The sequence below is a fragment of the Pseudomonas sp. H3(2019) genome, from assembly GCF_007713465.1.
In the GTDB taxonomy this organism is placed as follows: Bacteria; Pseudomonadota; Gammaproteobacteria; order Pseudomonadales; family Pseudomonadaceae; genus Aquipseudomonas.
In genome coordinates, this window is the sequence record NZ_VMSG01000027.1 from 37,662 (window position 1) to 57,708 (window position 20,047).

General features: G+C 60.3%; 22 protein-coding genes and 1 riboswitch. Of the genes, 19 read left to right on the plus strand and 3 right to left on the minus strand.

All coding sequences use genetic code 11. The annotated features are described in order from the left end of the window. Nucleotides 1-13 precede the first annotated feature (13 nt). Nucleotides 14-1,072, minus strand: coding sequence for a phosphoribosylformylglycinamidine cyclo-ligase (gene purM / locus FPT12_RS23090; RefSeq protein ID WP_145020505.1), 1,059 nt, complete (start codon nucleotides 1,070-1,072; stop codon nucleotides 14-16). Nucleotides 1,073-1,457: 385 nt separating this feature from the next. Here purM and FPT12_RS23095 point away from each other — a divergent pair, with 385 nt between their 5' ends. The 6 genes from FPT12_RS23095 to FPT12_RS23120 all read left to right on the plus strand — a co-directional run bounded on the left by FPT12_RS23095 (nucleotide 1,458) and on the right by FPT12_RS23120 (nucleotide 6,763). Continuing rightward, complete coding sequence (locus tag FPT12_RS23095) at nucleotides 1,458-2,507, plus strand: DUF2066 domain-containing protein (RefSeq protein WP_178098859.1); 1,050 nt, start codon at nucleotides 1,458-1,460, stop codon at nucleotides 2,505-2,507. A gap of 34 nt (nucleotides 2,508-2,541) precedes the next feature. Continuing rightward, on the plus strand, nucleotides 2,542-3,612 hold the full coding sequence (locus tag FPT12_RS23100) for an AI-2E family transporter (protein WP_054593561.1): 1,071 nt from the start codon (nucleotides 2,542-2,544) through the stop codon (nucleotides 3,610-3,612). A 232-nt stretch (nucleotides 3,613-3,844) separates the two neighbouring features. Further along, nucleotides 3,845-4,549, plus strand: coding sequence for a DnaA regulatory inactivator Hda (hda, locus tag FPT12_RS23105; protein ID WP_008033543.1), 705 nt, complete (start codon nucleotides 3,845-3,847; stop codon nucleotides 4,547-4,549). Nucleotides 4,550-4,762: 213 nt separating this feature from the next. After that, nucleotides 4,763-5,386, plus strand: a complete 624-nt coding sequence (locus tag FPT12_RS23110; RefSeq protein ID WP_054593560.1) for a C40 family peptidase — start codon at nucleotides 4,763-4,765, stop codon at nucleotides 5,384-5,386. A gap of 165 nt (nucleotides 5,387-5,551) precedes the next feature. Next, nucleotides 5,552-6,085 (plus strand): C40 family peptidase, encoded by a 534-nt coding sequence (locus FPT12_RS23115; RefSeq protein ID WP_145020509.1) that lies wholly within the window; start codon nucleotides 5,552-5,554, stop codon nucleotides 6,083-6,085. Between the two features lie 15 nt (nucleotides 6,086-6,100). Next, nucleotides 6,101-6,763, plus strand: a complete 663-nt coding sequence (locus FPT12_RS23120) for an O-methyltransferase (RefSeq protein ID WP_145020512.1) — start codon at nucleotides 6,101-6,103, stop codon at nucleotides 6,761-6,763. Between the two features lie 27 nt (nucleotides 6,764-6,790). Here the strand turns inward: FPT12_RS23120 and FPT12_RS23125 are convergent, their stop codons facing one another. Beyond that, nucleotides 6,791-7,375 carry a hypothetical protein gene (locus FPT12_RS23125; protein ID WP_145020515.1) on the minus strand — a complete coding sequence of 195 codons (585 nt, stop codon included), beginning with the start codon at nucleotides 7,373-7,375 and terminating at the stop codon, nucleotides 6,791-6,793. A 158-nt stretch (nucleotides 7,376-7,533) separates the two neighbouring features. Beyond that, nucleotides 7,534-7,767: riboswitch (cobalamin riboswitch) on the plus strand. An 80-nt stretch (nucleotides 7,768-7,847) separates the two neighbouring features. On the opposite strand from FPT12_RS23125, the gene cobO reads away from it, so the two are divergent. The 13 genes from cobO (at nucleotide 7,848) to FPT12_RS28075 (ending at nucleotide 18,552) form a co-directional block, all read left to right on the plus strand. Further along, nucleotides 7,848-8,459: a cob(I)yrinic acid a,c-diamide adenosyltransferase gene (cobO, locus tag FPT12_RS23130; RefSeq protein WP_145020518.1), complete on the plus strand. Its 612-nt coding sequence runs from the start codon at nucleotides 7,848-7,850 to the stop codon at nucleotides 8,457-8,459. After that, on the plus strand, nucleotides 8,456-9,793 hold the full coding sequence (locus tag FPT12_RS23135) for a cobyrinate a,c-diamide synthase (RefSeq protein ID WP_145020521.1): 1,338 nt from the start codon (nucleotides 8,456-8,458) through the stop codon (nucleotides 9,791-9,793). The genes cobO and FPT12_RS23135 overlap by 4 nt, the downstream gene beginning before the upstream one ends. Continuing rightward, complete coding sequence (bluB, locus tag FPT12_RS23140; RefSeq protein ID WP_145020524.1) at nucleotides 9,790-10,440, plus strand: 5,6-dimethylbenzimidazole synthase; 651 nt, start codon at nucleotides 9,790-9,792, stop codon at nucleotides 10,438-10,440. Before FPT12_RS23135 ends, bluB begins: the two co-directional genes overlap by 4 nt. Beyond that, nucleotides 10,437-11,345: an adenosylcobinamide-phosphate synthase CbiB gene (gene cbiB / locus FPT12_RS23145; protein ID WP_145020527.1), complete on the plus strand. Its 909-nt coding sequence runs from the start codon at nucleotides 10,437-10,439 to the stop codon at nucleotides 11,343-11,345. The genes bluB and cbiB overlap by 4 nt, the downstream gene beginning before the upstream one ends. After that, nucleotides 11,338-12,330 (plus strand): threonine-phosphate decarboxylase CobD, encoded by a 993-nt coding sequence (cobD, locus tag FPT12_RS23150; RefSeq protein WP_145020531.1) that lies wholly within the window; start codon nucleotides 11,338-11,340, stop codon nucleotides 12,328-12,330. Before cbiB ends, cobD begins: the two co-directional genes overlap by 8 nt. After that, nucleotides 12,327-13,778, plus strand: a complete 1,452-nt coding sequence (locus tag FPT12_RS23155) for a cobyric acid synthase (protein WP_145020534.1) — start codon at nucleotides 12,327-12,329, stop codon at nucleotides 13,776-13,778. The genes cobD and FPT12_RS23155 overlap by 4 nt, the downstream gene beginning before the upstream one ends. A 12-nt stretch (nucleotides 13,779-13,790) precedes the next feature. Then, nucleotides 13,791-14,312, plus strand: a complete 522-nt coding sequence (cobU, locus tag FPT12_RS23160; RefSeq protein ID WP_145020537.1) for a bifunctional adenosylcobinamide kinase/adenosylcobinamide-phosphate guanylyltransferase — start codon at nucleotides 13,791-13,793, stop codon at nucleotides 14,310-14,312. After that, complete coding sequence (gene cobT / locus FPT12_RS23165) at nucleotides 14,309-15,364, plus strand: nicotinate-nucleotide--dimethylbenzimidazole phosphoribosyltransferase (protein WP_145020540.1); 1,056 nt, start codon at nucleotides 14,309-14,311, stop codon at nucleotides 15,362-15,364. Before cobU ends, cobT begins: the two co-directional genes overlap by 4 nt. Next, nucleotides 15,361-15,936 carry an alpha-ribazole phosphatase family protein gene (cobC, locus tag FPT12_RS23170; protein ID WP_145020543.1) on the plus strand — a complete coding sequence of 192 codons (576 nt, stop codon included), beginning with the start codon at nucleotides 15,361-15,363 and terminating at the stop codon, nucleotides 15,934-15,936. Before cobT ends, cobC begins: the two co-directional genes overlap by 4 nt. A gap of 2 nt (nucleotides 15,937-15,938) precedes the next feature. Further along, entirely contained in the window at nucleotides 15,939-16,670 is a 732-nt protein-coding gene (locus FPT12_RS23175; protein WP_145020546.1) for an adenosylcobinamide-GDP ribazoletransferase, read from the plus strand. A gap of 82 nt (nucleotides 16,671-16,752) precedes the next feature. Beyond that, on the plus strand, nucleotides 16,753-17,157 hold the full coding sequence (locus FPT12_RS23180) for a MarR family winged helix-turn-helix transcriptional regulator (protein ID WP_019693086.1): 405 nt from the start codon (nucleotides 16,753-16,755) through the stop codon (nucleotides 17,155-17,157). Between the two features lie 67 nt (nucleotides 17,158-17,224). Further along, nucleotides 17,225-18,433 carry an MFS transporter gene (locus tag FPT12_RS23185; RefSeq protein WP_145020549.1) on the plus strand — a complete coding sequence of 403 codons (1,209 nt, stop codon included), beginning with the start codon at nucleotides 17,225-17,227 and terminating at the stop codon, nucleotides 18,431-18,433. Further along, entirely contained in the window at nucleotides 18,430-18,552 is a 123-nt protein-coding gene (locus FPT12_RS28075; RefSeq protein ID WP_256676842.1) for a hypothetical protein, read from the plus strand. The genes FPT12_RS23185 and FPT12_RS28075 overlap by 4 nt, the downstream gene beginning before the upstream one ends. A gap of 86 nt (nucleotides 18,553-18,638) precedes the next feature. Here the strand turns inward: FPT12_RS28075 and FPT12_RS23190 are convergent, their stop codons facing one another. Then, the gene (locus tag FPT12_RS23190; RefSeq protein ID WP_145020551.1) at nucleotides 18,639-19,925 is read right to left on the minus strand and encodes an OmpP1/FadL family transporter; all 1,287 of its coding nucleotides are present in this window, start codon (nucleotides 19,923-19,925) and stop codon (nucleotides 18,639-18,641) included. Nucleotides 19,926-20,047: the final 122 nt, after the last annotated feature.

The following is a 20,047-nucleotide window of genomic DNA, read 5'->3' on the forward strand; positions in this document are numbered from 1 at the left end:
ATCCGCTCGTACATCAGTGTGCCTTGAGGTTCTTCAGTTCAACCTGCGCAGCACCTTCGGCAGCGGTAGCGATCTGACCGATGACCCAAGGTTGCTCGCCGGCTTCACGCAGCACGTTCAGCGCGGTTTCAACGTGTTCTTGAGCCACACAGATCACCATGCCAACGCCGCAGTTCAGCACGCGGTGCATTTCGGTTTCGTCGACGTTGCCTTTCTCTTGCAGCCAGTCGAATACGGCCGGACGGGTCCAGCTCGCTACGTCAACCACGGCCTGAGCGCCTTTTGGCAGAACGCGCGGGATGTTGTCGAGCAGGCCGCCACCGGTGATGTGGGCCATGGCCTTGACTGCGCCAGTGTCTTTGATCAGCTTGAGCAACGGCTTGACGTAGATACGGGTTGGCGCCATCAGCAGGTCGGTCAGCGGCTTACCGTCGAGCTGGATGTTTTCGATGTCTGCACCGGACACTTCGATGATCTTGCGGATCAGCGAGTAGCCGTTGGAGTGCGGACCGGAAGACGGCAGGGCGAGCAGGGCATCGCCCGCCGCAACTTTCGAGCCGTCGATGATTTCCGACTTCTCGACCACGCCCACGCAGAAGCCGGCCAGGTCGTAGTCTTCGCCTTCGTACATGCCAGGCATTTCAGCGGTTTCGCCGCCCACCAGCGAGCAGCCGGACAGTTCGCAGCCAGCACCGATGCCGGTGACGACTTGAGCGGCCGTGTCGACGTTCAGTTTGCCGGTGGCGTAGTAGTCGAGGAAGAACAGCGGCTCGGCACCGCAGACCACCAGGTCGTTGACGCACATGGCAACCAGGTCGATGCCGATGCTGTCATGCTTGTTCAGGTTCAGAGCCAGGCGCAGCTTGGTGCCAACGCCGTCGGTGCCGGATACCAGCACGGGCTGCTTGTAGCCAGCCGGGATTTCGCAGAGGGCGCCGAAACCGCCCAGGCCGCCCATGACTTCCGGGCGCGCAGTGCGCTTGGCGACGCTCTTGATGCGTTCGACCAATGCTTCACCGGCGTCGATGTCTACACCGGCGTCCTTGTAGCTCAGGGAGGGTTGCTTGCTCATGATCCAGGCCTTTAGGGGGGATTCAGGGGTAACGACCGAGTTCGGCGAGTGCGCTGAAATACGTGTGGCGCGATTGCCGCGTGAGCATTTCAGAGTACCCAGCCGTTGCCGGTCTACGAAGGCGCGCGATTTTATCAGGCTTGAGAGGCAGCGGCCATCCTCGGGCCGACGGGCAGAGGCATATCGTGTTAAAAAAATCGAAAATGCCTGAACTGGTGACCTCGCTCGTGGCTGTATAAGGTATAGCCGTTAACCGGCTATCGTTATGACAGAGTGAAAACTTCCATCGATTGCGTGAATGTTTTGCGCAGGCCGGCGGTCACAGCCTTGCTCAAGTCTGTTCATGCGGTCTGTTCCAGCCGCTTTTTGTCGTCGGGAATCCTCCATGCGTTTGTGTAAATTACTGTTTGTGGGCTGTTTGTCATTGGTCAGCCTGGCGAGTCATGCCCAAACCGTTAACGGTCTCTACCAGGTGCGCGAGCCGGTCGGCAGTCAGGCGCCGGAAGAGCGCGAGCAGGCCACCCAGCGTGCGCTGGATACCCTGGTACTGCGTCTGACCGGTGACGCCAAGGCCGCGCAGAATCCAGGGCTGGCAGCGATTCGCAAGGACCCGCAGCAGATCATCAGCCGATACGGCTACGACGCCGGGCCGCCGGAAAGCCTGCAGGTCGACTTCGATCCGGTCAGCACCGATCGGGCGCTGCGTCAGGCGGGGCTGGCCTTGTGGGGCGCCAATCGACCGTCGATTCTCGGTTGGTGGCTGAACGATTCGACTGAGGGCTCAAGCCTGGTGGGCGACGGTCAGGCCAGTGCTGCGCCATTGCGGCGTGCCGCGCAGCATCGTGGTCTGCCATTGCGTTTGCCACTGGGTGACCTGAATGAGCAGATCGTCGCCACCGCGCCGCATCTTGAAGGCAACGACCCGGCGCCGCTGCATGGCATCTCCGAGCGTTACGGCGCGGACGCCCTGTTGGCCGTGCATGCGCGGGAAGAGGGCGGTCAGTGGCAGGCCAAGTGGCATTTATGGCTGGGTGACCAGCGCGAGCAAGGCAGCGTGCAGGGGGCTGACAGTGCGGCCGTGGCCGATGCGGTATTGCTGGCGGTGAGTCAGCGCCTGGCGTCGCGTTTTGTCGCCAGGCCGGGAACCTCCGCCGAGCAGGTGCTTGAGGTGCAAGGCATGAACCTGGAGCGCTACGCGGTACTGGGGCGTTTGCTGGAGCCGTTTGGTGCGCACCTGCAAAGTGTCGATGGCGACCGGATCGTGTATCGCGTCAACGGCAGTGCCGATCAGCTGCGAGCGCAGTTGAGTCTGGCGAAGTTGCAAGAAGTGCCGGCGGGTGTTGCGCCTGCATCGGTTCAGCCTGCGGTCGGCGGTGCGGCACCAGGGCTTGCCCCGGCACCCGCGCCTAAAGCGCAGTTGAGTTTCCGTTGGTAGATTTTTCTTTCTTATATAGAAGCTGGAGTGATTCATGGCCGATACGCGGCGTTGGGTGTGGCTGGGTGGGATAGCCCTGCTGTGCGCATTTGTGTACCTGTTGCATCCGATCCTTACACCGTTCCTGGTGGCGCTGCTGCTGGCCTATCTGTTCGACCCGCTGGTGGATCGTCTGGAGAAATTTGGCCTGTCGCGAACCTGGGGGGTGGTCGCAGTATTCGCGCTGTTCACCTTGGTCGTCATGACGTTGTTGCTGGTGTTGGTGCCGATGCTGGCCAAGCAGCTGTTCCGCTTGTATGAGCTGGCACCACAAATGCTCGATTGGTTGCAGCACACGGCGATGCCCTGGGCGCAGTCGAAACTCGGGTTGGCGAATGGGTTCTGGAAGTTCGACAAGGTCAAGGCCGCGATCACCGAGCACATGGGGCAGGCCACTGACATCGTCGGTATCGTGCTGAGCCAGGCCACCGCATCGGGTTTGGCATTGATCGGATGGCTGGCCAATCTGGTGTTGATACCGGTGGTGAGTTTTTACCTGTTGCGCGATTGGGACCTGATGATGGCGAAGATCCGTAGCCTGTTGCCGCGTGATCGTGAAGAGCGTGTGGTATCGCTGGCGGGCGAGTGTCACGAGGTGCTTGGCGCATTTGTTCGTGGGCAGTTGCTGGTGATGCTGGCATTGGGTGTGATCTACGCGGCAGGCCTGATGCTGGTCGGGCTGGAGCTGGGGCTGTTGATCGGCCTGATTGCCGGTCTGGCAGCAATCGTGCCGTACATGGGCTTTGTGATCGGGATTGGCGCGGCGTTGATCGCCGGGTTGTTTCAGTTTGGTGGCGACCTGTATCCGATGATCGGGATTGTCGCGGTATTCATGGTCGGTCAGGCGCTGGAAGGCATGGTGCTGACGCCGTTGTTGGTGGGGGACCGGATTGGTCTGCACCCGGTGGCGGTGATCTTTGCGATTCTTGCGGGTGGAGAGCTGTTCGGTTTCACCGGGATCCTGCTGGCATTGCCAGTGGCGGCGGTCATCATGGTGCTTGTTCGCCATCTACATGATTTGTATAAAGATTCTGGCATGTACAGCGGTGTGGATGATTCGGATTGATCAGCCCTGTCGATTAAGTGCTCAAGGACGCCCGGCGGATTGCCGGGCAGGCCTGTGAAACTCTCCCGGCTGTCACATACGCCGTCAAACAAACCCCGGCGATCCCTGCAAGTTAACGCAAACCTTTGATTTTGCTTATGGTCTGCCGCATTGTGCGGCTGGCGTCACGGGTATAAACTTTGCAAACTTTACACAGAGGCCACTAACGGTTCGTTTGAACTGTTCAGTCAGCATGAAACCGATTCAGCTGCCCCTAGGTGTGCGTCTGCGTGATGACGCTACCTTTATCAACTACTACCCTGGCGCCAATGCCGCTGCACTCGGCTATGTCGAGCGGCTGTGCGAAGCCGACGCCGGCTGGACCGAAAGCCTGATCTATCTCTGGGGCAAGGACGGTGTAGGGCGTACGCACTTGCTGCAAGCCGCGTGCTTGCGCTTCGAGCAGTTGGGGGAGCCCGCGGTGTACCTGCCGTTGGCCGAGTTGCTGGATCGCGGTATCGAAATTCTCGACAACCTTGAGCAGTACGAACTGGTCTGCCTGGATGACTTGCAGGCAGTCGCAGGGCGGGCTGATTGGGAAGAGGCGTTGTTCCATCTGTTCAATCGCCTGCGAGACAGTGGTCGGCGCCTGCTGATCGCCGCTTCGACCTCGCCACGCGAGTTGCCGGTAAAACTGGCAGACCTCAAATCCCGCTTGACCCTGGCGCTGATTTTTCAGATGCGGCCACTGTCCGATGAAGACAAGTTGCGTGCGTTGCAATTGCGCGCGTCGCGTCGCGGCCTGCACCTGACTGACGAAGTCGGGCATTTTATTTTGACGCGCGGTACTCGCAGCATGAGCGCGTTGTTCGAACTCCTTGAACGCCTCGATCAGGCTTCTCTGCAGGCTCAGCGCAAGCTGACGATCCCCTTTCTCAAAGAAACCCTGGGCTGGTAAAACCGTGGCCTGTAGCGCGTTTCGGCATCTTTCAGACGTCAGAAAATCCGCTTCCGGAAAGGTATTCACGGCGCGTGCAGATTTAAAATGGGCTTAAGCGCTTAGATGTTAACGAGAAACCGATAAGTCACATTTGGATCGATTGAATTTGCAAATGAGGACGATAGAAGGCATAGTCTCGCCTTCTTTAAAACTTCAGCCACGGTCGTGCCCATGCTAAATCGCTTCGCACCCCTCGTGCCTCTCGCACTTGTCACCCTGCTTTTTGGTTGCGCGGTTCATTCCCCGGTCTCGCAACAACAAAACGATCAGCAGATTAAAAACTCAGCGACTGCCCAGTCTTCGGTTATTTATCAGGAAGAGCTGGCTACCGAAAAAGAGCTGGCCGACTTTGCCAGCAGCAAGCCTTACCAGCTTCCGGTTTTGGCCGACAGCATCCTCGAGCGTGGCTTGTCCCTGGTCGGTACCCGTTACCGCATGGGCGGTACCTCTGAAGCCGGTTTCGATTGCAGTGGTTTCATCGGTTACCTGTTTCGTGAAGAGGCTGGCATGAACCTGCCGCGCTCCACTCGCGAAATGATCAACGTGAATGCCCCGTTGGTCTCGCGCAACAACCTGAAGCCTGGCGACTTGCTATTCTTCGCCACCAATGGTCGTCGCGGTCGCGTCAGTCACGCCGGGATCTACCTGGGTGATGACCAGTTCATCCATTCCAGCAGCCGCCGCAGCGGTGGTGTCCGGGTCGATAACCTGGGCGACAGCTACTGGAGCAAGACCTTCATTGAGGCCAAGCGAGCACTCGCCATGGCACCAACGACAGTCACGGCACGCAAGTAAGCGGACTTTTTGTAAGGCTAACTTAAAGTCTTACTTGAAGTTTGGCGCGTAGCCGCTAGAATCCTGATCTATTGTTGACTAACTAACCGCGTAAGCCCTGCTTACGCGGTTTTGTTTTCAGCCCCTCGGCAGAGAAAACCGCAGCCAGATCAGGATGTTCTGTATATGACGATGTCGGCCCGCCTTGTACTCATCTTCTTCGCAGCGCTGCTCAGCGCCTGCGCCAGCCGCACTCCGCCGCCTGTCAAAGTCGTTCGCGCCCCGGTTTTCGCTCCCGCCCAATCGTTCTCTCCTGCCGTTGAAGACGTGCTGATTCGCGCGCTGGGTCTGGTCGGCACGCCTTATCGTTGGGGTGGCAATACACCGGATTCAGGTTTCGATTGCAGCGGCCTGATTGGCTACGTCTACCGTGATGCGGCGGGTATTTCCTTGCCACGCTCAACTCGCGAGATGATCGGCATGCAAGCGCCGAATATCGGCCAGGAAGCACTGCAAACCGGTGACCTGATCTTCTTCGCCACCAATGGCGGCTCGCAAGTTAGTCACGCCGGGATCTACGTTGGTGAAGGTCGCTTCGTGCATGCACCCGCCACGGGTGGTACGGTGAAGCTGGACAGCTTGTCCAAGGCCTATTGGCAGAGAGCCTACCTGAGCGCCAAGCGTGTTATCGAGCCTGAGCATCTGGCGCACAATTTCTAGTTCGCAGAGGTTGTCATGACCGCTCGTACACTCAATCTCGACGACTCCCTTTACAACTACCTGCTCGACGTTTCCTTACGCGAAACGCCGCTGCAGCGCCGCTTGCGTGACGAAACCCAGGCGCTGCCCATGGCGCGCTGGCAGGTGGCGCCCGAGCAGGGTCAGTTCCTCGCGTTGCTGGTCAAGCTGACGGGCTCCAGGCGCTTGCTTGAAGTCGGCACCTTCACCGGATACAGCGCCTTGTGCATGGCGGCAGCCTTGCCGGATGACGGCACGTTGATCTGCTGTGACATTCCTGGAGACTGCAACGCCACGGCGCGCCGCTACTGGCAGGAGGCTGGTCTCGCCGGGCGCATCGATTTGCGTTTGGCTCCCGCGTTGCAAACCCTGGCTCAACTTGAGCAGCAAGGGCAGGGTGGTTGTTTCGATCTGATCTTCATCGATGCCGACAAGGCCAACTATCCGGCTTATCTGGAAAGCGCTTTGCGGCTGCTGAGAAGCGGTGGGCTGGCGGTATTCGACAACACGCTGTGGAGTGGGCGAGTACTGGAAGACAATCCTGAGAGCGAAGACACCCGAGCCATCCAGGCGCTTAATCGTGCCTTGAAGGATGACTCGCGTGTCGATCTGTCGTTGTTGCCGCTGGGCGATGGTCTGACCTTGTGCCGCAAGCGCTAGACCCTGACCGGCCTAAGGTTCAACCTGTCAGCCGCGAGCCTCTTTGAGCAGTAGTGCGATGCCCGGATGGTAGTTGCCGGCTTCGTTGTGCAATTTGCGATAGGCGTAGGGAAAGTACCAGGCCACGGCGCAGGTGTGTTCCTTTTGCAGGTCGTCGACCATGTCCTGGAGTTCTTCCGGCGTAGGGCTGTGCTGGGCTTTTTGGGGGGCGACGAACAGGCAGCCGAGCTTCAGGTCGCTGGCGTAGCTGATTTTTTTCGCATCGCTCACGACATCGAGCAAGGCCTGGGTCAGATTCAGGTTGTTGACTCGTGGCCAGCGTTGCGTGGCTTGAAGGTAGGCGCGTTCTTCTTTGCTGGCGATAAACAGGTCGGCGCGGCCTTTGCGTTCGCCTTCCTCTATCTGCTTTTTCGTCGGAGTCTGTTCGAGGGTGACCATTTCAGCCATCCACGCCGCTGCCGAAAGCAGGCTCACATTGGCGCGTTCGTCAAACCAGTAAGGGCTTTCGTTATCGCCACGTACTGTGTTGTAACGGTCGATGCACTCGAACCAGCGTTCCAGTACCGGGCGCAGAAATTCCAGCTTCGGGTTACTGATGATCATGCCTTGCATGTTGCCCCCTCTTTTATTCTTGTGGTGTCAGGTTGTGGCTCTTTGATATCACTGCTTTCAGTGTGGCACAAGATTGGCGCCAGTTTATTGATCGAGGTCGGTTTCTATCCATCGGTGAGCCCCCGGCTTTAATTGACGCTCCACCCCCAACCCTCTAACCTTCGCGACTTGTTTCAGGTGCTCTGTGACCCAGTGGTCGACCGAGTGAAACAGGGAAGCCGGTGAGGGCGCGTTCTTTGAAAGAGCGGGCGACGATCCCGGCGCTGCCCCCGCAACGGTAAATGAGTAAAAGCTGCGCTTTAAGCCACTGTGTCGAAATGACATGGGAAGGCGCGCAGTCAGGCGCAAGCCGCTCATGAGTCCGGAGACCGGCCTGATCCATCCAGCGGCATCACGGTGGGCGATGCCAGGCTTCTTGCCGTCTATTTCTATGCCTGCCCGCCGTTATCCAGCCTCAACGGAGAGCTCCCCCATGACTGATTCCCCTGATCGTGACGAACGCCATCTGGCACGCATGCTGCGCAAGAAAGCCGTGATCGATGAGCGTATTGCCAATTCGCCGAATGAATGCGGCTTGCTGCTGGTCCTGTCCGGCAACGGCAAGGGCAAAAGCAGTTCTGCGTTCGGTATGCTCGCCCGGGCGATGGGCCACGGCATGCAGTGCGGTGTGGTGCAGTTCATCAAGGGGCGTAACAGCACTGGCGAGGAGCTGTTCTTCCGGCGCTTTCCGGAACAAGTGCGCTTCCACGTGATGGGCGAAGGTTTTACTTGGGAAACTCAGGATCGCCAGCGCGATATCGCCGCCGCCGAGGCTGCCTGGGAAGTCTCCCGCGAACTGCTGCGTGACCCGAGCATTGGTCTGGTGGTGCTCGATGAACTGAATATCGCGCTCAAGCACGGTTATCTGGACCTGGATCAGGTGCTCAGTGATTTGCAGGCGCGTCCGCCGATGCAACACGTGGTGGTCACCGGTCGTGGTGCCAAGCCGGAAATGATCGAACTGGCCGACACGGTTACCGACATGGGCATGATCAAGCACGCTTTCCAGGCCGGGATCAAAGCGCAGAAAGGCGTTGAGCTGTGAGTGAGCCTCGATTTTGCCCGGCGGTACTGATTGCCGCGCCGGCTTCCGGTCAGGGCAAGACCACTGTCACCGCGGCGCTGGCCCGTTTGCATCGCAATCAGGGGCGCAAGGTCCGGGTGTTCAAATGCGGTCCGGACTTTCTCGACCCGATGATTCTCGAGCGCGCCAGTGGTGCCCCCGTCTATCAATTGGACATGTGGATGGTCGGCGAGCAGGAAAGTCGCCGGCTGTTGTGGGAAGCCGCCGCTGAGGCTGATCTGATTTTGATCGAAGGCGTGATGGGGTTGTTCGATGGCACGCCGTCCAGCGCCGATCTGGCGCGGCATTTCGGTGTGCCGGTGCTGGGCGTGATCGATGGCACCGCTATGGCTCAGACCTTCGGCGCGCTGGCGTTGGGGCTCGCACGTTATCAGCCGGACTTGCCGTTTGCTGGTGTCTTGGCCAACCGCGTCGGCACCTTGCGTCACGCGCAATTGCTCGAAGGCAGCCTCACTGAAGGCTTGCGCTGGTACGGCGCCTTGTCCCGGGAAACCGGAATCGAATTGCCTAGCCGTCACCTGGGCCTGGTCCAGGCCAGTGAATTGAATGATCTCGATCTGCGCCTCGACGCCGCCGCCGAAGCGTTGGCCAGCAGCTGCGAAGTGGCGTTGCCGCCCGCCGTCGAGTTCGCTGCGCCTGACGTGATTGCCGCCGAGCCATTGTTGGCGAGTGTGCGAATTGCCGTGGCGCGTGACGAAGCGTTTGCCTTCACGTATGGCGCGAGCCTCGACTTGTTGAGGGCGATGGGCGCGGAGTTGCGATTCTTCTCGCCGATCCATGACCGTGAACTGCCTGAAGCGGACAGCCTGTATCTGCCCGGTGGTTATCCGGAATTGCACCACGTGGCGTTGGCTGAAAACCGGACAATGCTCGATGCCATTCGCGCACATCACGCCGCTGGCAAACCGTTGTTGGCTGAATGCGGCGGCATGCTGTATCTGCTCGATTCATTGACCGATGTCGATGGCACGCGCGCTGAGTTAGTGGGGCTGCTGGCCGGCGATGCAGTGATGCAAAAGCGTCTGGCCGCGTTGGCCCTGCAAGCGGTCGAATTACCTGAAGGCGCGTTGCGCGGCCACACGTACCACCATTCATTGACCAGCACCGAGCTTGAGCCGATCGCTCGCGGCCTGAGCCCTAACGGCGGGCGCGGTGCCGAGGCGGTTTACCGTGAGGGGCGGATGACGGCGTCTTATGTACATTTTTATTTCCCGTCCAATCCATCCGCGATCGCCGCGCTGTTTGCGCCAGACCTGAATCTTGTAGGGGCGGGCTCGCCCGCGAAGAGGCCATGACCGACAACGCATTTTCCGAGGCCGAACGCGAAGCGGTTTATCGCGCGATTGCCGAGCGTCGCGACATGCGTCACTTCTGTGGCGGCAGCGTCGAGCCCGAACTGCTTCGGCGGTTGCTCGAAGCGGCGCATCGGGCGCCAAGTGTCGGTTTGATGCAGCCTTGGCGGTTCATCCGCATCAGCGACCGAGCGTTACGCGGCAGGATCCAGCAACTGGTGGAAGAGGAGCGAGTACGCACCGCCGAAGCGCTGGGCGAACGCTCCGACGAATTCATGAAGCTGAAAGTCGAAGGCATCAACGACTGCGCCGAAGTACTGGTCGCCGCGCTGATGGATGATCGCGAGCGGCATATCTTTGGCCGTCGGACTTTGCCGGAAATGGACATGGCGTCGTTGTCCTGCGCGATCCAGAATCTTTGGCTGGTGTCCCGTGCCGAAGGTCTGGGCATGGGCTGGGTCTCGTTGTTCGAACCGCAAGCCTTGGCGGATTTGCTCGGACTGCCGCCGGGGGCCAAGCCGCTGGCGGTGTTGTGCCTGGGACCGGTCAAGGAGTTTTACCCGGCGCCGATGTTGGTCCTTGACGGCTGGGCGCAGGCGCGTCCGCTAAGTGAACTGTTGTACGAGAATTTTTGGGGAGTGAGTCAATGAGTGTGGCGTTGCTGAGTGTCGCCGGAGTAGCGCTGGATGCGCTGTTGGGCGAACCCAAGCGCTGGCATCCGCTGGTGGCGTTCGGCCGTTTTGCTGATCGTATCGAGCAACGTTTCAACTCTGCCGGCCGTGGCTGGCGCAGTCATGGCGTCACGGCCTGGGTGATTGCGGTGCTGCCGCTGACCCTGTTGATCACTGCATTGTCCTGGCTGCCTTACATCGGCTGGGTCGTCGAGATTCTCGCGTTGTATTGTGCGCTCGGTCTGCGCAGCCTCGGTGAGCATGTCGAGCCGGTGGCTCAGGCCCTGCGCAGCGACGACCTGGATGACGCGCGCAAGCGTGTCGGCTATCTGGTCAGCCGTCAGACCAGCGAGCTGGACTCGACCGAAGTGGCCCGCGCGGCCACCGAATCGGTTCTGGAAAACGGCAGCGACGCGGTATTCGCCGCACTGTTCTGGTTTGCCGTCGCGGGTGCGCCGGGCGTGGTGCTCTATCGGCTGAGCAATACTCTGGACGCCATGTGGGGTTATCGCAACGAGCGCTTTGAACGCTTCGGCTGGGCGGCGGCGAAAATCGACGATGTGCTCAACTATATTCCGGCGCGTCTGGTGGCGTTGACCTACGCGCTGCTGGGCAAAACCCGTTTGGCACTCAAATGCTGGCGCACGCAGGGGCCAACGTGGGACAGCCCGAACGCCGGGCCGGTGATGGCCGCTGGCGCGGGCGCTTTGGGCGTCGAGTTGGGCGGGGCGGCGATCTATCACGGTGAACTGCATCAGCGTCCACAACTGGGCGAAGGTGTGCCGGCAGACGCCAACTCCATCGATCGCGGCTGGCATCTGGTTCAGCGTGGGGTATGGCTTTGGTTGCTGATTCTCTGTGTGGGAGCCGAGTTTTATGCTTGAGCACGGTGGCCGCTTGCGCAAGGCGGCGTTGCAGTACGGCATCGCCGAAACCGATTGGCTCGACTTGTCCAGCGGTCTGGCGCCTTGGCCGTGGGCGATCCCGGACATCCCGTTACGGGCCTGGGCACGCTTGCCGGAAACCGATGACGGCCTGGAGCAGGCTGCACGCGAATACTACGGCGCCTCGCAGGTGCTGCCGGTCGCGGGCTCCCAGGCGGCTATCCAGTTGCTGCCACGCCTGCGTCGCGCCGGCAAAGTCGGCGTGCTCTCGCCATGTTATGCCGAGCATGCCGAAGCCTGGCGTCGCAACGGCTACGTCGTGCGTGAAGTGCTGGAGCAGGAGGTCGACTTTTTCCTCGATAGCCTCGACGTGCTGGTAGTGGTTAACCCGAACAACCCCACTGGCCTGAGTCTGCCCCCGGAACGTCTGCTCGACTGGCATGCACGGCTGGCGCAGCGCGGTGGCTGGCTGGTGGTTGACGAAGCGTTCATGGACAACACCCCGCAGCTGAGCCTGTCGTCTTATACCGATCAGGTCGGCTTGATCGTCCTGCGTTCGTTCGGCAAGTTTTTCGGCCTGGCCGGGGTGCGATTGGGTTTTGTGCTGGCTGAGCGCAAGTTGCTCAAACTGCTCGCCGAGCAGGTCGGTCCTTGGGCGGTCAGCGGGCCGACCCGGGTGTTGGGTCAGGTCTGTTTGCGTGACACCCAAGGTCATGCTCGCCAGCGTCTGCGCAGTGAAGAGGCGAGCCGGCGTCTGGCTGAAGTCCTCGAGCGCCACGGCTTCAAGCCGCAAGGTGGCTGCGCCCTGTTTCAGTGGTTGATCACCGAGCGCGCGGAGCATCTGCATGAATTCATGGCCCGGCGCGGCATCTTGCTGCGGCTGTTCACCCACAACAGCAGCCTGCGTTTTGGCTTGCCGGCCGATGACGCCGATTGGCTGCGTCTCGAGCACGCTTTCGAAGCCTACACCAAGGAAACCCTATGACCACGCTGATGGTGCAAGGCACTACCTCGGACGCCGGCAAAAGTACCTTGGTAACCGCGCTGTGCCGCTGGCTGACGCGCCAGGGCGTTCGCGTGGTGCCGTTCAAGCCGCAGAACATGGCGCTCAACAGCGCGGTGACCGCCGACGGCGGCGAAATCGGTCGCGCTCAAGCCGTGCAGGCCCAGGCGGCCAACCTTGAGCCACACACCGACATGAACCCGGTGCTGCTCAAACCCAACAGCGATACCGGCGCGCAAGTGATCATTCACGGACGTGCCGTGACCACCATGAACGCAGTCGCCTATCACGACTACAAAGCCATCGCCATGCAAGCGGTACTCGCCTCTCACGAACGCTTGAGTGCAGCCTATCCGGTGGTGATGGTCGAAGGCGCGGGTTCACCGGCCGAGATCAACTTGCGTGCCGGCGACATTGCCAACATGGGGTTCGCCGAGGCGGTGGATTGTCCGGTGGTGCTGATCGCCGACATCAATCGCGGCGGGGTATTCGCGCATTTGGTGGGCACACTGGAGTTGCTGTCAGCCACTGAGCAGGCGCGGGTCAAAGGCTTCATCATCAACCGTTTTCGCGGCGATATCGCCTTGCTGCAGCCAGGCCTCGACTGGCTGGAAGAACGCACCGGCAAACCGGTAATCGGCGTGCTGCCGTATGTCATGGATCTGCATCTGGAAGCCGAAGACGGCATCGATCAGCGCCAGGCCGATAAGGCCGAGCAGGTGCTCAACGTCGTGGTGCCGGTATTGCCGCGTATCAGCAACCACACCGACTTCGATCCGCTGCGTCTGCATCCGCAGGTCGATCTGCAATTCATCGGGCCGGGTCAACCGATTCCGTCTGCCGACCTGATCATCCTGCCGGGCTCGAAGAGCGTGCGCAGCGACCTGCACTACTTGCGCGCCAACGGCTGGGACGCGGCCATTACCCGTCATTTGCGTTACGGCGGCAAGCTGCTCGGCATCTGCGGTGGCCTGCAAATGCTCGGCGAGCATGTGCATGACCCGCTGGGGTTGGAAGGCGCGGCGGGCTCCAGTGCCGGTCTCGGCTTGCTGGCGTTCGAAACCGTGCTCGAAGAAGAAAAACAGCTGCGTAATGTGCGCGGACATCTGGCGTTGGAAAACGCTGAAGTCAGCGGTTATGAAATTCATGCCGGGGTTACCACCGGTATTGCTTTGGAACAGGCGGCGGTGTTGCTGGATGACGGTCGCAACGACGGAGCCCGAAGTGCTGACGGACAGGTGCTCGGCACGTATTTGCACGGCCTGTTCGAATCCCCGGCGGCGTGCAGCGCGCTGTTACGCTGGGCCGGTTTGCAGGATGTGCAGGAAGTCGATTACCACGCCTTGCGCGAGCGCGATATCGAACGGTTGGCGGATTTGGTGGAAAAGCATCTCGATACGGGCTATTTGCGCGAACTCTGTGGGTTCTAAGGGATTTCAATCATGTTGCAACTGATCCTCGGCGGCGCCCGTTCCGGTAAAAGCCGTCTGGCTGAAAAGCTCGCCAGCGAAAGCGGCCTGGCGGTGACGTACGTTGCCACCAGCCAGCCGCTGGATGGCGAAATGAATGCCCGCGTGGCCCATCATCGCGAGCGCCGTCCGCCTGAATGGGCGCTCGTTGAAGAGCCGCTGGAACTGGCCCGGGTGCTACGTGAAAACGCCAGTGCCGAGCGTTGCTTACTGGTGGATTGCCTGACCTTGTGGCTGACCAATCTTCTGATGCTTGAAGATCCCGAGCGTCTGGCGCATGAGCGTGAAGCCCTGCTGGAGTGCCTGGCATCACTGCCGGGCGAAATTGTTTTTGTCAGCAACGAGACCGGTCTGGGTGTCGTGCCGCTGGGCGAATTGACTCGCCGCTATGTCGATGAAGCCGGTTGGTTGCATCAAGCCCTGGCTGAGCGCTGTCAGCGTGTCGTATTGACCGTCGCCAGCCTGCCCCTGACTTTGAAAGGTACTGCGTTATGACTCATTCCTGGTGGTTGAACCCGTGCAAACCGATCAATGCGCAAGCGCATGAGCAGGCGGCGGCTCGTCAGCAGCAGTTGACCAAACCGGCTGGCTCCCTCGGGCAGCTGGAGTCGGCAGCGGTGCAATTGGCGGGGCTGCAAGGTCGGGTCAAACCGAGCTTGAATCAGCTGTGGATTGCGATTTTTGCCGGTGATCACGGCGTGGTCGCCGAAGGAGTTTCGGCGTTTCCGCAGGAAGTCACCGGGCAGATGCTGCATAACTTTGTCAGCGGTGGCGCGGCGATCAGCGTGTTGGCGCGGCAACTTGAGGCGCGGCTGGAAGTGGTCGACCTCGGCACCGTCACACCTTCGTTGAATTTGCTGGGCGTGCGTCATTTGCACATCGGTCCAGGCACTGCGAACTTCGTTCACGGCCCGGCGATGACGCAAATCCAGGGCGAGCAAGCCTTGCAGGCTGGCCGCGACAGCGTGTTGCGGGCGATTGCTGAAGGCTCCGAGCTGTTTATCGGTGGCGAGATGGGCATCGGCAATACCACCGCTGCCAGCGCGGTGGCCTGTGCACTGCTCGATTGCCCGGTGGCGCATCTGACCGGGGCGGGCACCGGTCTGGACGCGGCAGGTGTCAGCCATAAAGCCCGGGTGATTGAGCGCGCTCTGACGTTGCATGCCGCTCAGCGTGGCGACGTGTTGCAGACCTTGTTCAACCTCGGTGGTTTTGAAATCGCTGCGTTGGTCGGTGCCTATTTGGCCTGCGCGCAGGAAGGTTTGGCGGTGCTGGTCGATGGCTTTATTTGCAGCGTGGCAGCATTGGTCGCGGTGCGCCTGAATCCGGCGTGCCGCGAGTGGTTGCTGTTTGGTCATCGCGGGGCTGAACCGGGCCACCGACATGTATTGGCAACGCTGAACGCTGAACCTTTGCTGGATCTCGGCCTGCGTCTGGGCGAGGGCAGCGGTGCCGCGCTGGCAGTGCCGTTGCTGCGTCTGGCCTGCAATCTGCACGGGCAAATGGCGACCTTCGCTGAAGCGGCTGTGGCCGATCGCCCGGCATGACGTTGCGTCTGGATCTGCTGCGTCACGGTGAAACCGAACTCGGTGGTGGCTTGCGCGGCAGCCTGGACGACGCACTGACCGCCAAAGGTTGGGAGCAGATGCGCGCGGCGGTGATTGATCAAGGTCCGTGGGATCGCTTGGTCAGCTCACCGCTGCAACGTTGCGCGCGCTTTGCCGAGGAACTGGCCGAGCGGTTGGACTTGCCTGTCGGGCTGGACAAAGACCTGCAAGAGTTGCACTTCGGCGCCTGGGAAGGGCAGAGCGCAGCAGCGCTGATGGAAACCGACGCCGAAGCGTTAGGCAAGTTTTGGGCTGATCCCTACGGATTCACGCCTCCGGAAGGTGAGCCGGTGACTGCGTTTTCCACGCGGGTACTGGCGGCCGTCGAGCGCTTGCATCAGGCCTATGCCGGCGAGCGGGTGTTGCTGATCAGTCACGGTGGGGTCATGCGTCTGTTGCTGGCCCGCGCACGCGGATTGCCGCGCGAGCAATTGCTCAACGTTGACGTCGGTCATGGCGCGCTGTTTTCGTTGTGCGTCGAGGCTGATGCCGTGCTCAGGGAGGAGGGTTGAACATGCTGCCGTTCTGGATCGCCTTGCAGTTTCTCAGCAGCTTGCCGATACGTCTGCCAGGCATGCCGGCGCCTCAGGAGCTTGGCCGTTCGCTGTTGTTTTATCCGTTGGTGGGGTTGCTGTTTGGCGGACTGTTGTGGGCGCTGAATGGGCTGTTGCTCGGTACGCCAGCGTTGCTGCATGCGGCGTTGTTGTTGAGTGTCTGGGTGATGCTCAGCGGTGGTTTGCACCTCGACGGCCTGGCCGACAGCGCCGACGCCTGGCTCGGCGGTTTTGGCGATCGCGAACGCACATTGACCATCATGAAAGACCCGCGCAGTGGGCCAATCGCAGTGGTGACGCTGGTGTTGGTGCTGTTGCTCAAGTTCACGGCGTTATTGGCGTTGATTGAACAGCACTCCATGGCCGGTTTGATCCTCGCACCACTGATTGGTCGCAGTGCCTTGCTCGGGCTGTTTCTGAATACACCTTACGTGCGCTCTGGTGGCCTGGGGCAGGCGCTGGCCGATCATCTGCCGCGCAAGGCCGGTCAGCAGGTGTTGTTGCTCAGCGCGCTGGCGTGCGTACTGATCGGCGGCTGGAGCGGTGTTATTGCGCTGGTGCTGGCGGCTCTGATGTTCTTCTGGTTGCGCCAGGTGATGTTGCGGCGTCTGGGCGGGACCACCGGCGATACGGCAGGGGCGTTGCTGGAGCTGCTGGAAACAGCGGTGCTGGTGGGTTTGGCCCTGTTCTGAGAGTGACCTTCAACGTGCGCGGCCTAACGGCCGTTTGATAATCAAACTTGCTTTAACTTTATCGCGGGTATATACACGCACAATGCTAGCCTCTCAATGTTTATGCACCAACCTGCGTCGCGCCGCTCGTGGCGTCAGCAGGCATTACGACGGCGCCCTTGACGGCTTCGGGATCAACGTTGCGCAGTATTCCTTGCTGTGCAATTTGCAGCGCCTCGATCAACCGAGCATTTCCACCCTGGCGGAAGCCATGGGCCTGGATCGCAGCACGCTGGGGCGTAATCTGCGGGTGCTCGAGGGGGAGGGGCTGGTTAGGCTGGTCGAGGGTGAAGATCAGCGCAATCGCATCGTGCAACTGACCGAAACCGGGCGTGAACGCCTGGCAGCAGCCTTACCGGCCTGGGAAGCGGCGCAACAGCGGCTGATCGATCGTCTGGGTGCAGAGAAGCGTGCAACCTTGCTGGCCTTGCTGGATGAACTCGCCTGAGGCGGCGTGCCTTTCCAAGCGTAAGCCCGAACTTAAGCGGGTATATACCCGCTACCGGAGAACAAGAATGACATCAATATGGCGTACCAGCGGATGGGTTCTACTTGGGAGCGCACTGATTCTTGCGCTGTCGCTTGGCGTGAGGCATGGCTTCGGGCTGTTTTTGCCGCCGATGAGCGCGCAGTTCGGCTGGGGGAGGGAAGTGTTCGCTTTTGCCATTGCCCTGCAGAACTTGATCTGGGGGCTGGCGCAGCCATTCACCGGGGCCTTGGCGGATCGCTTCGGCGCGGCGAAAGTGGTGCTGGTCGGTGGCGTACTGTACGCCGTGGGTTTGGTGTTCATGGGCTTGTCCGATTCGGCCTGGTCGCTGTCGTTGAGTGCCGGCCTGTTGATTGGTATCGGCCTGTCCGGGACCTCGTTCTCGGTGATTCTTGGTGTAGTGGGTCGAGCCCTGCCGCCAGAGAAATGCAGCATGGGCATGGGGATCGCCAGTGCTGCCGGTTCCTTCGGCCAGTTCGCCATGTTGCCGGGCACGCTGGGGTTGATCGGCTGGCTCGGTTGGTCGACCGCGCTGCTGGTGCTGGGAATGCTGGTGGCACTGATAGTGCCGCTGGTCAGCATGCTCAAGGACAAACCGCTGCCAGTGCTCGGTCATGAGCAAACCCTGTCCGAGGCCCTGCGCGAGGCGTGTTCGCACTCGGGCTTCTGGCTGTTGGCGTTCGGCTTTTTTGTCTGTGGTTTCCAGGTGGTGTTTATCGGCGTGCATTTGCCGGCCTATCTGGTCGACCAGCATCTGCCTGCCAGCGTCGGCACCACAGTGCTGGCGTTGATTGGCCTGTTCAATATCTTCGGTACTTACACCGCCGGCTGGCTCGGCGGACGCATGTCTAAACCGCGTCTGTTGACGGGGCTCTACCTGTTGCGTGCGGTGGTGATCAGTCTGTTCATCTGGGCGCCGGTCACGCAGACCAGTGCTTATCTGTTCGGCATGGCCATGGGGTTTCTCTGGTTGTCGACAGTGCCTTTGACCAACGGCACGGTGGCGACGCTATTTGGTGTACGAAACCTCTCTATGCTCGGTGGTATCGTTTTCCTCTTTCACCAGTTGGGCTCGTTCCTTGGCGGCTGGTTGGGTGGGGTGGTTTACGACCGGACAGGCAACTATGACTTGATCTGGCAGGTGGCGATTCTCCTCAGTCTGTTGGCAGCAGTCTTGAACTGGCCTGTGCGCGAGCGCCCGGTGGCGCGGTTGCAGGCTCAGGTGAGTGCGGCATGAACAAGCTCGGAGCCTGGCTCGCCGCTGCCAGTGCTGGCGCGCTGTTGTTGGCGCTGGCCTGGTGGGGCTGGCATCGGGGAGGGCTCGCACTGATGCAGCTCGGTATGGGTGCTTGCTGAGTCACGCCCACTAAAAAGCCCCGCCTCTGTGCAAGAGAGCGGGGCTTTTTCAATTCAGCAGGTGAGCTGTTCAGGCTCGCCGTGAATCAGAAGCGGTAGGTTGCACCGACACCGAAACCGTTCGCACTGTTTTCGTACTTGGCGTTGTAGGACTGACCCAAGGCGTTAGTGCGGTTGACTGTGACGGCTTCTTCCTTGAGGTAGGAGTAAGCCACATCGATGGTCCAGTCGTCGGTTGGGCTGAAGCCCGCACCGACACTGAAGATCGTCCGGTCGCCGCTAGGAATGCGTGGCGAACGATCAGTGTTGTTGGTGGGCGACTGGTCAAAGGTCAGACCGGTACGCAGTACCCACTGCTTGTTCAACTGGTAGGAAGTACCCACGGCGTAGGCCCAGGTGTCATGCCAGTTCTGGTCTTCCTTGATAGTACCAACGATTTGTGGGGCGAGGGCACCACCGCTGAGTCGGGTTACGCCTTCGTTGTTGACCGTGATGTCTTTCAGGCGGCTCCAGCGAGTCCAGGTAGCACCGGCATAGAGCTTCCAGGCGTCATTCAGATCTTGAGTCACGGAGAGGTCGTAGGACTCAGGTGTTTCGATCTTCAGCGAGGCATCGTAACGGTTGGTTTTGAGTACCTGAGGTGGCACGCCAGCGCCAGTAGTCACATCGGTGTGGCCGTCGAGCTTGTAGTTCACTTTCGAGTGATAGGTCAGGCCTACGCGAGTGGTGTCGGTGGCTTGCACCAGGACGCCGGCGTTAAAGCCCAAGGCCGTATCGTCGCCCTTGATCTTCACATTGTTGTCGCCAGTCCCGGGGATAGGGAGAGCAATGTCCGATTCCAGGGTGCCGGAAATCCGGTTGATGGTAGGGCCAAAACCGATCGATACTTTATCGTTGAAAGCGTAGCTGACGGTTGGCTGCAGTGTGATGACTTTGACTTCGCTCTTGCTGCCGAACGCGCGGCCCTGAAAGCCGCTTTCGTAGTTGGTGATCAGCCCGAACGGAGCGTAGACACCAAAACCAAAAGCCCATTCATCATTGACTTTATTTGTGTAGAAACCCATCGGTACCGCAGTGAGCGGAACCATGTCGCCTTTGTTGGTTCCCTTTGAGCGGCCGCTGGTATCGCTGATATCGCTCGAGGCGTCGATCGCTGCGATACCGCCAGTGATTTGCTGGCCTTTGAGGCGGGCCATACCGGCAGGGTTGCCAAAGACTGTACTTGCATCATCGGCAGATGAAGAGCGTCCCGCAAAACCAGTCCCCATCCCACTGATGCTCTGTTCGTTGAGGGCAAAGCCACTTGCGAAGATCTGGGTGGATGCCAAGGCAACGGCGAGGCTAAGGGTGGTTTTGAGCATTACTTTTTTCATTATTAGAACTCCTGGTGATCACCGGAGCGAAAATTACCAACATTTTCGTTTCAGCGCTATAGGCTGTATGGCTTGAGATAGAGCGCTTTTGTAGGACAATCAGACCAAATTCGCGTCTAGAT

Excerpts from the sequence above, each read along its gene's own strand:
- purM (WP_145020505.1), bottom strand. The coding sequence starts at position 1,072 with ATGAGCAAGCAACCCTCCCTGAGCTACAAGGACGCCGGTGTAGACATC.
- FPT12_RS23095 (WP_178098859.1), top strand. The coding sequence starts at position 1,458 with ATGCGTTTGTGTAAATTACTGTTTGTGGGCTGTTTGTCATTGGTCAGC.
- FPT12_RS23100 (WP_054593561.1), top strand. The coding sequence starts at position 2,542 with ATGGCCGATACGCGGCGTTGGGTGTGGCTGGGTGGGATAGCCCTGCTG.
- hda (WP_008033543.1), top strand. The coding sequence starts at position 3,845 with ATGAAACCGATTCAGCTGCCCCTAGGTGTGCGTCTGCGTGATGACGCT.
- FPT12_RS23110 (WP_054593560.1), top strand. The coding sequence starts at position 4,763 with ATGCTAAATCGCTTCGCACCCCTCGTGCCTCTCGCACTTGTCACCCTG.
- FPT12_RS23115 (WP_145020509.1), top strand. The coding sequence starts at position 5,552 with ATGACGATGTCGGCCCGCCTTGTACTCATCTTCTTCGCAGCGCTGCTC.
- FPT12_RS23120 (WP_145020512.1), top strand. The coding sequence starts at position 6,101 with ATGACCGCTCGTACACTCAATCTCGACGACTCCCTTTACAACTACCTG.
- FPT12_RS23125 (WP_145020515.1), bottom strand. The coding sequence starts at position 7,375 with ATGCAAGGCATGATCATCAGTAACCCGAAGCTGGAATTTCTGCGCCCG.
- cobO (WP_145020518.1), top strand. The coding sequence starts at position 7,848 with ATGACTGATTCCCCTGATCGTGACGAACGCCATCTGGCACGCATGCTG.
- bluB (WP_145020524.1), top strand. The coding sequence starts at position 9,790 with ATGACCGACAACGCATTTTCCGAGGCCGAACGCGAAGCGGTTTATCGC.
- cbiB (WP_145020527.1), top strand. The coding sequence starts at position 10,437 with ATGAGTGTGGCGTTGCTGAGTGTCGCCGGAGTAGCGCTGGATGCGCTG.
- cobD (WP_145020531.1), top strand. The coding sequence starts at position 11,338 with ATGCTTGAGCACGGTGGCCGCTTGCGCAAGGCGGCGTTGCAGTACGGC.
- FPT12_RS23155 (WP_145020534.1), top strand. The coding sequence starts at position 12,327 with ATGACCACGCTGATGGTGCAAGGCACTACCTCGGACGCCGGCAAAAGT.
- cobU (WP_145020537.1), top strand. The coding sequence starts at position 13,791 with ATGTTGCAACTGATCCTCGGCGGCGCCCGTTCCGGTAAAAGCCGTCTG.
- cobT (WP_145020540.1), top strand. The coding sequence starts at position 14,309 with ATGACTCATTCCTGGTGGTTGAACCCGTGCAAACCGATCAATGCGCAA.
- cobC (WP_145020543.1), top strand. The coding sequence starts at position 15,361 with ATGACGTTGCGTCTGGATCTGCTGCGTCACGGTGAAACCGAACTCGGT.
- FPT12_RS23175 (WP_145020546.1), top strand. The coding sequence starts at position 15,939 with ATGCTGCCGTTCTGGATCGCCTTGCAGTTTCTCAGCAGCTTGCCGATA.
- FPT12_RS23180 (WP_019693086.1), top strand. The coding sequence starts at position 16,753 with ATGCTAGCCTCTCAATGTTTATGCACCAACCTGCGTCGCGCCGCTCGT.
- FPT12_RS23185 (WP_145020549.1), top strand. The coding sequence starts at position 17,225 with ATGACATCAATATGGCGTACCAGCGGATGGGTTCTACTTGGGAGCGCA.
- FPT12_RS28075 (WP_256676842.1), top strand. The coding sequence starts at position 18,430 with ATGAACAAGCTCGGAGCCTGGCTCGCCGCTGCCAGTGCTGGCGCGCTG.
- FPT12_RS23190 (WP_145020551.1), bottom strand. The coding sequence starts at position 19,925 with ATGAAAAAAGTAATGCTCAAAACCACCCTTAGCCTCGCCGTTGCCTTG.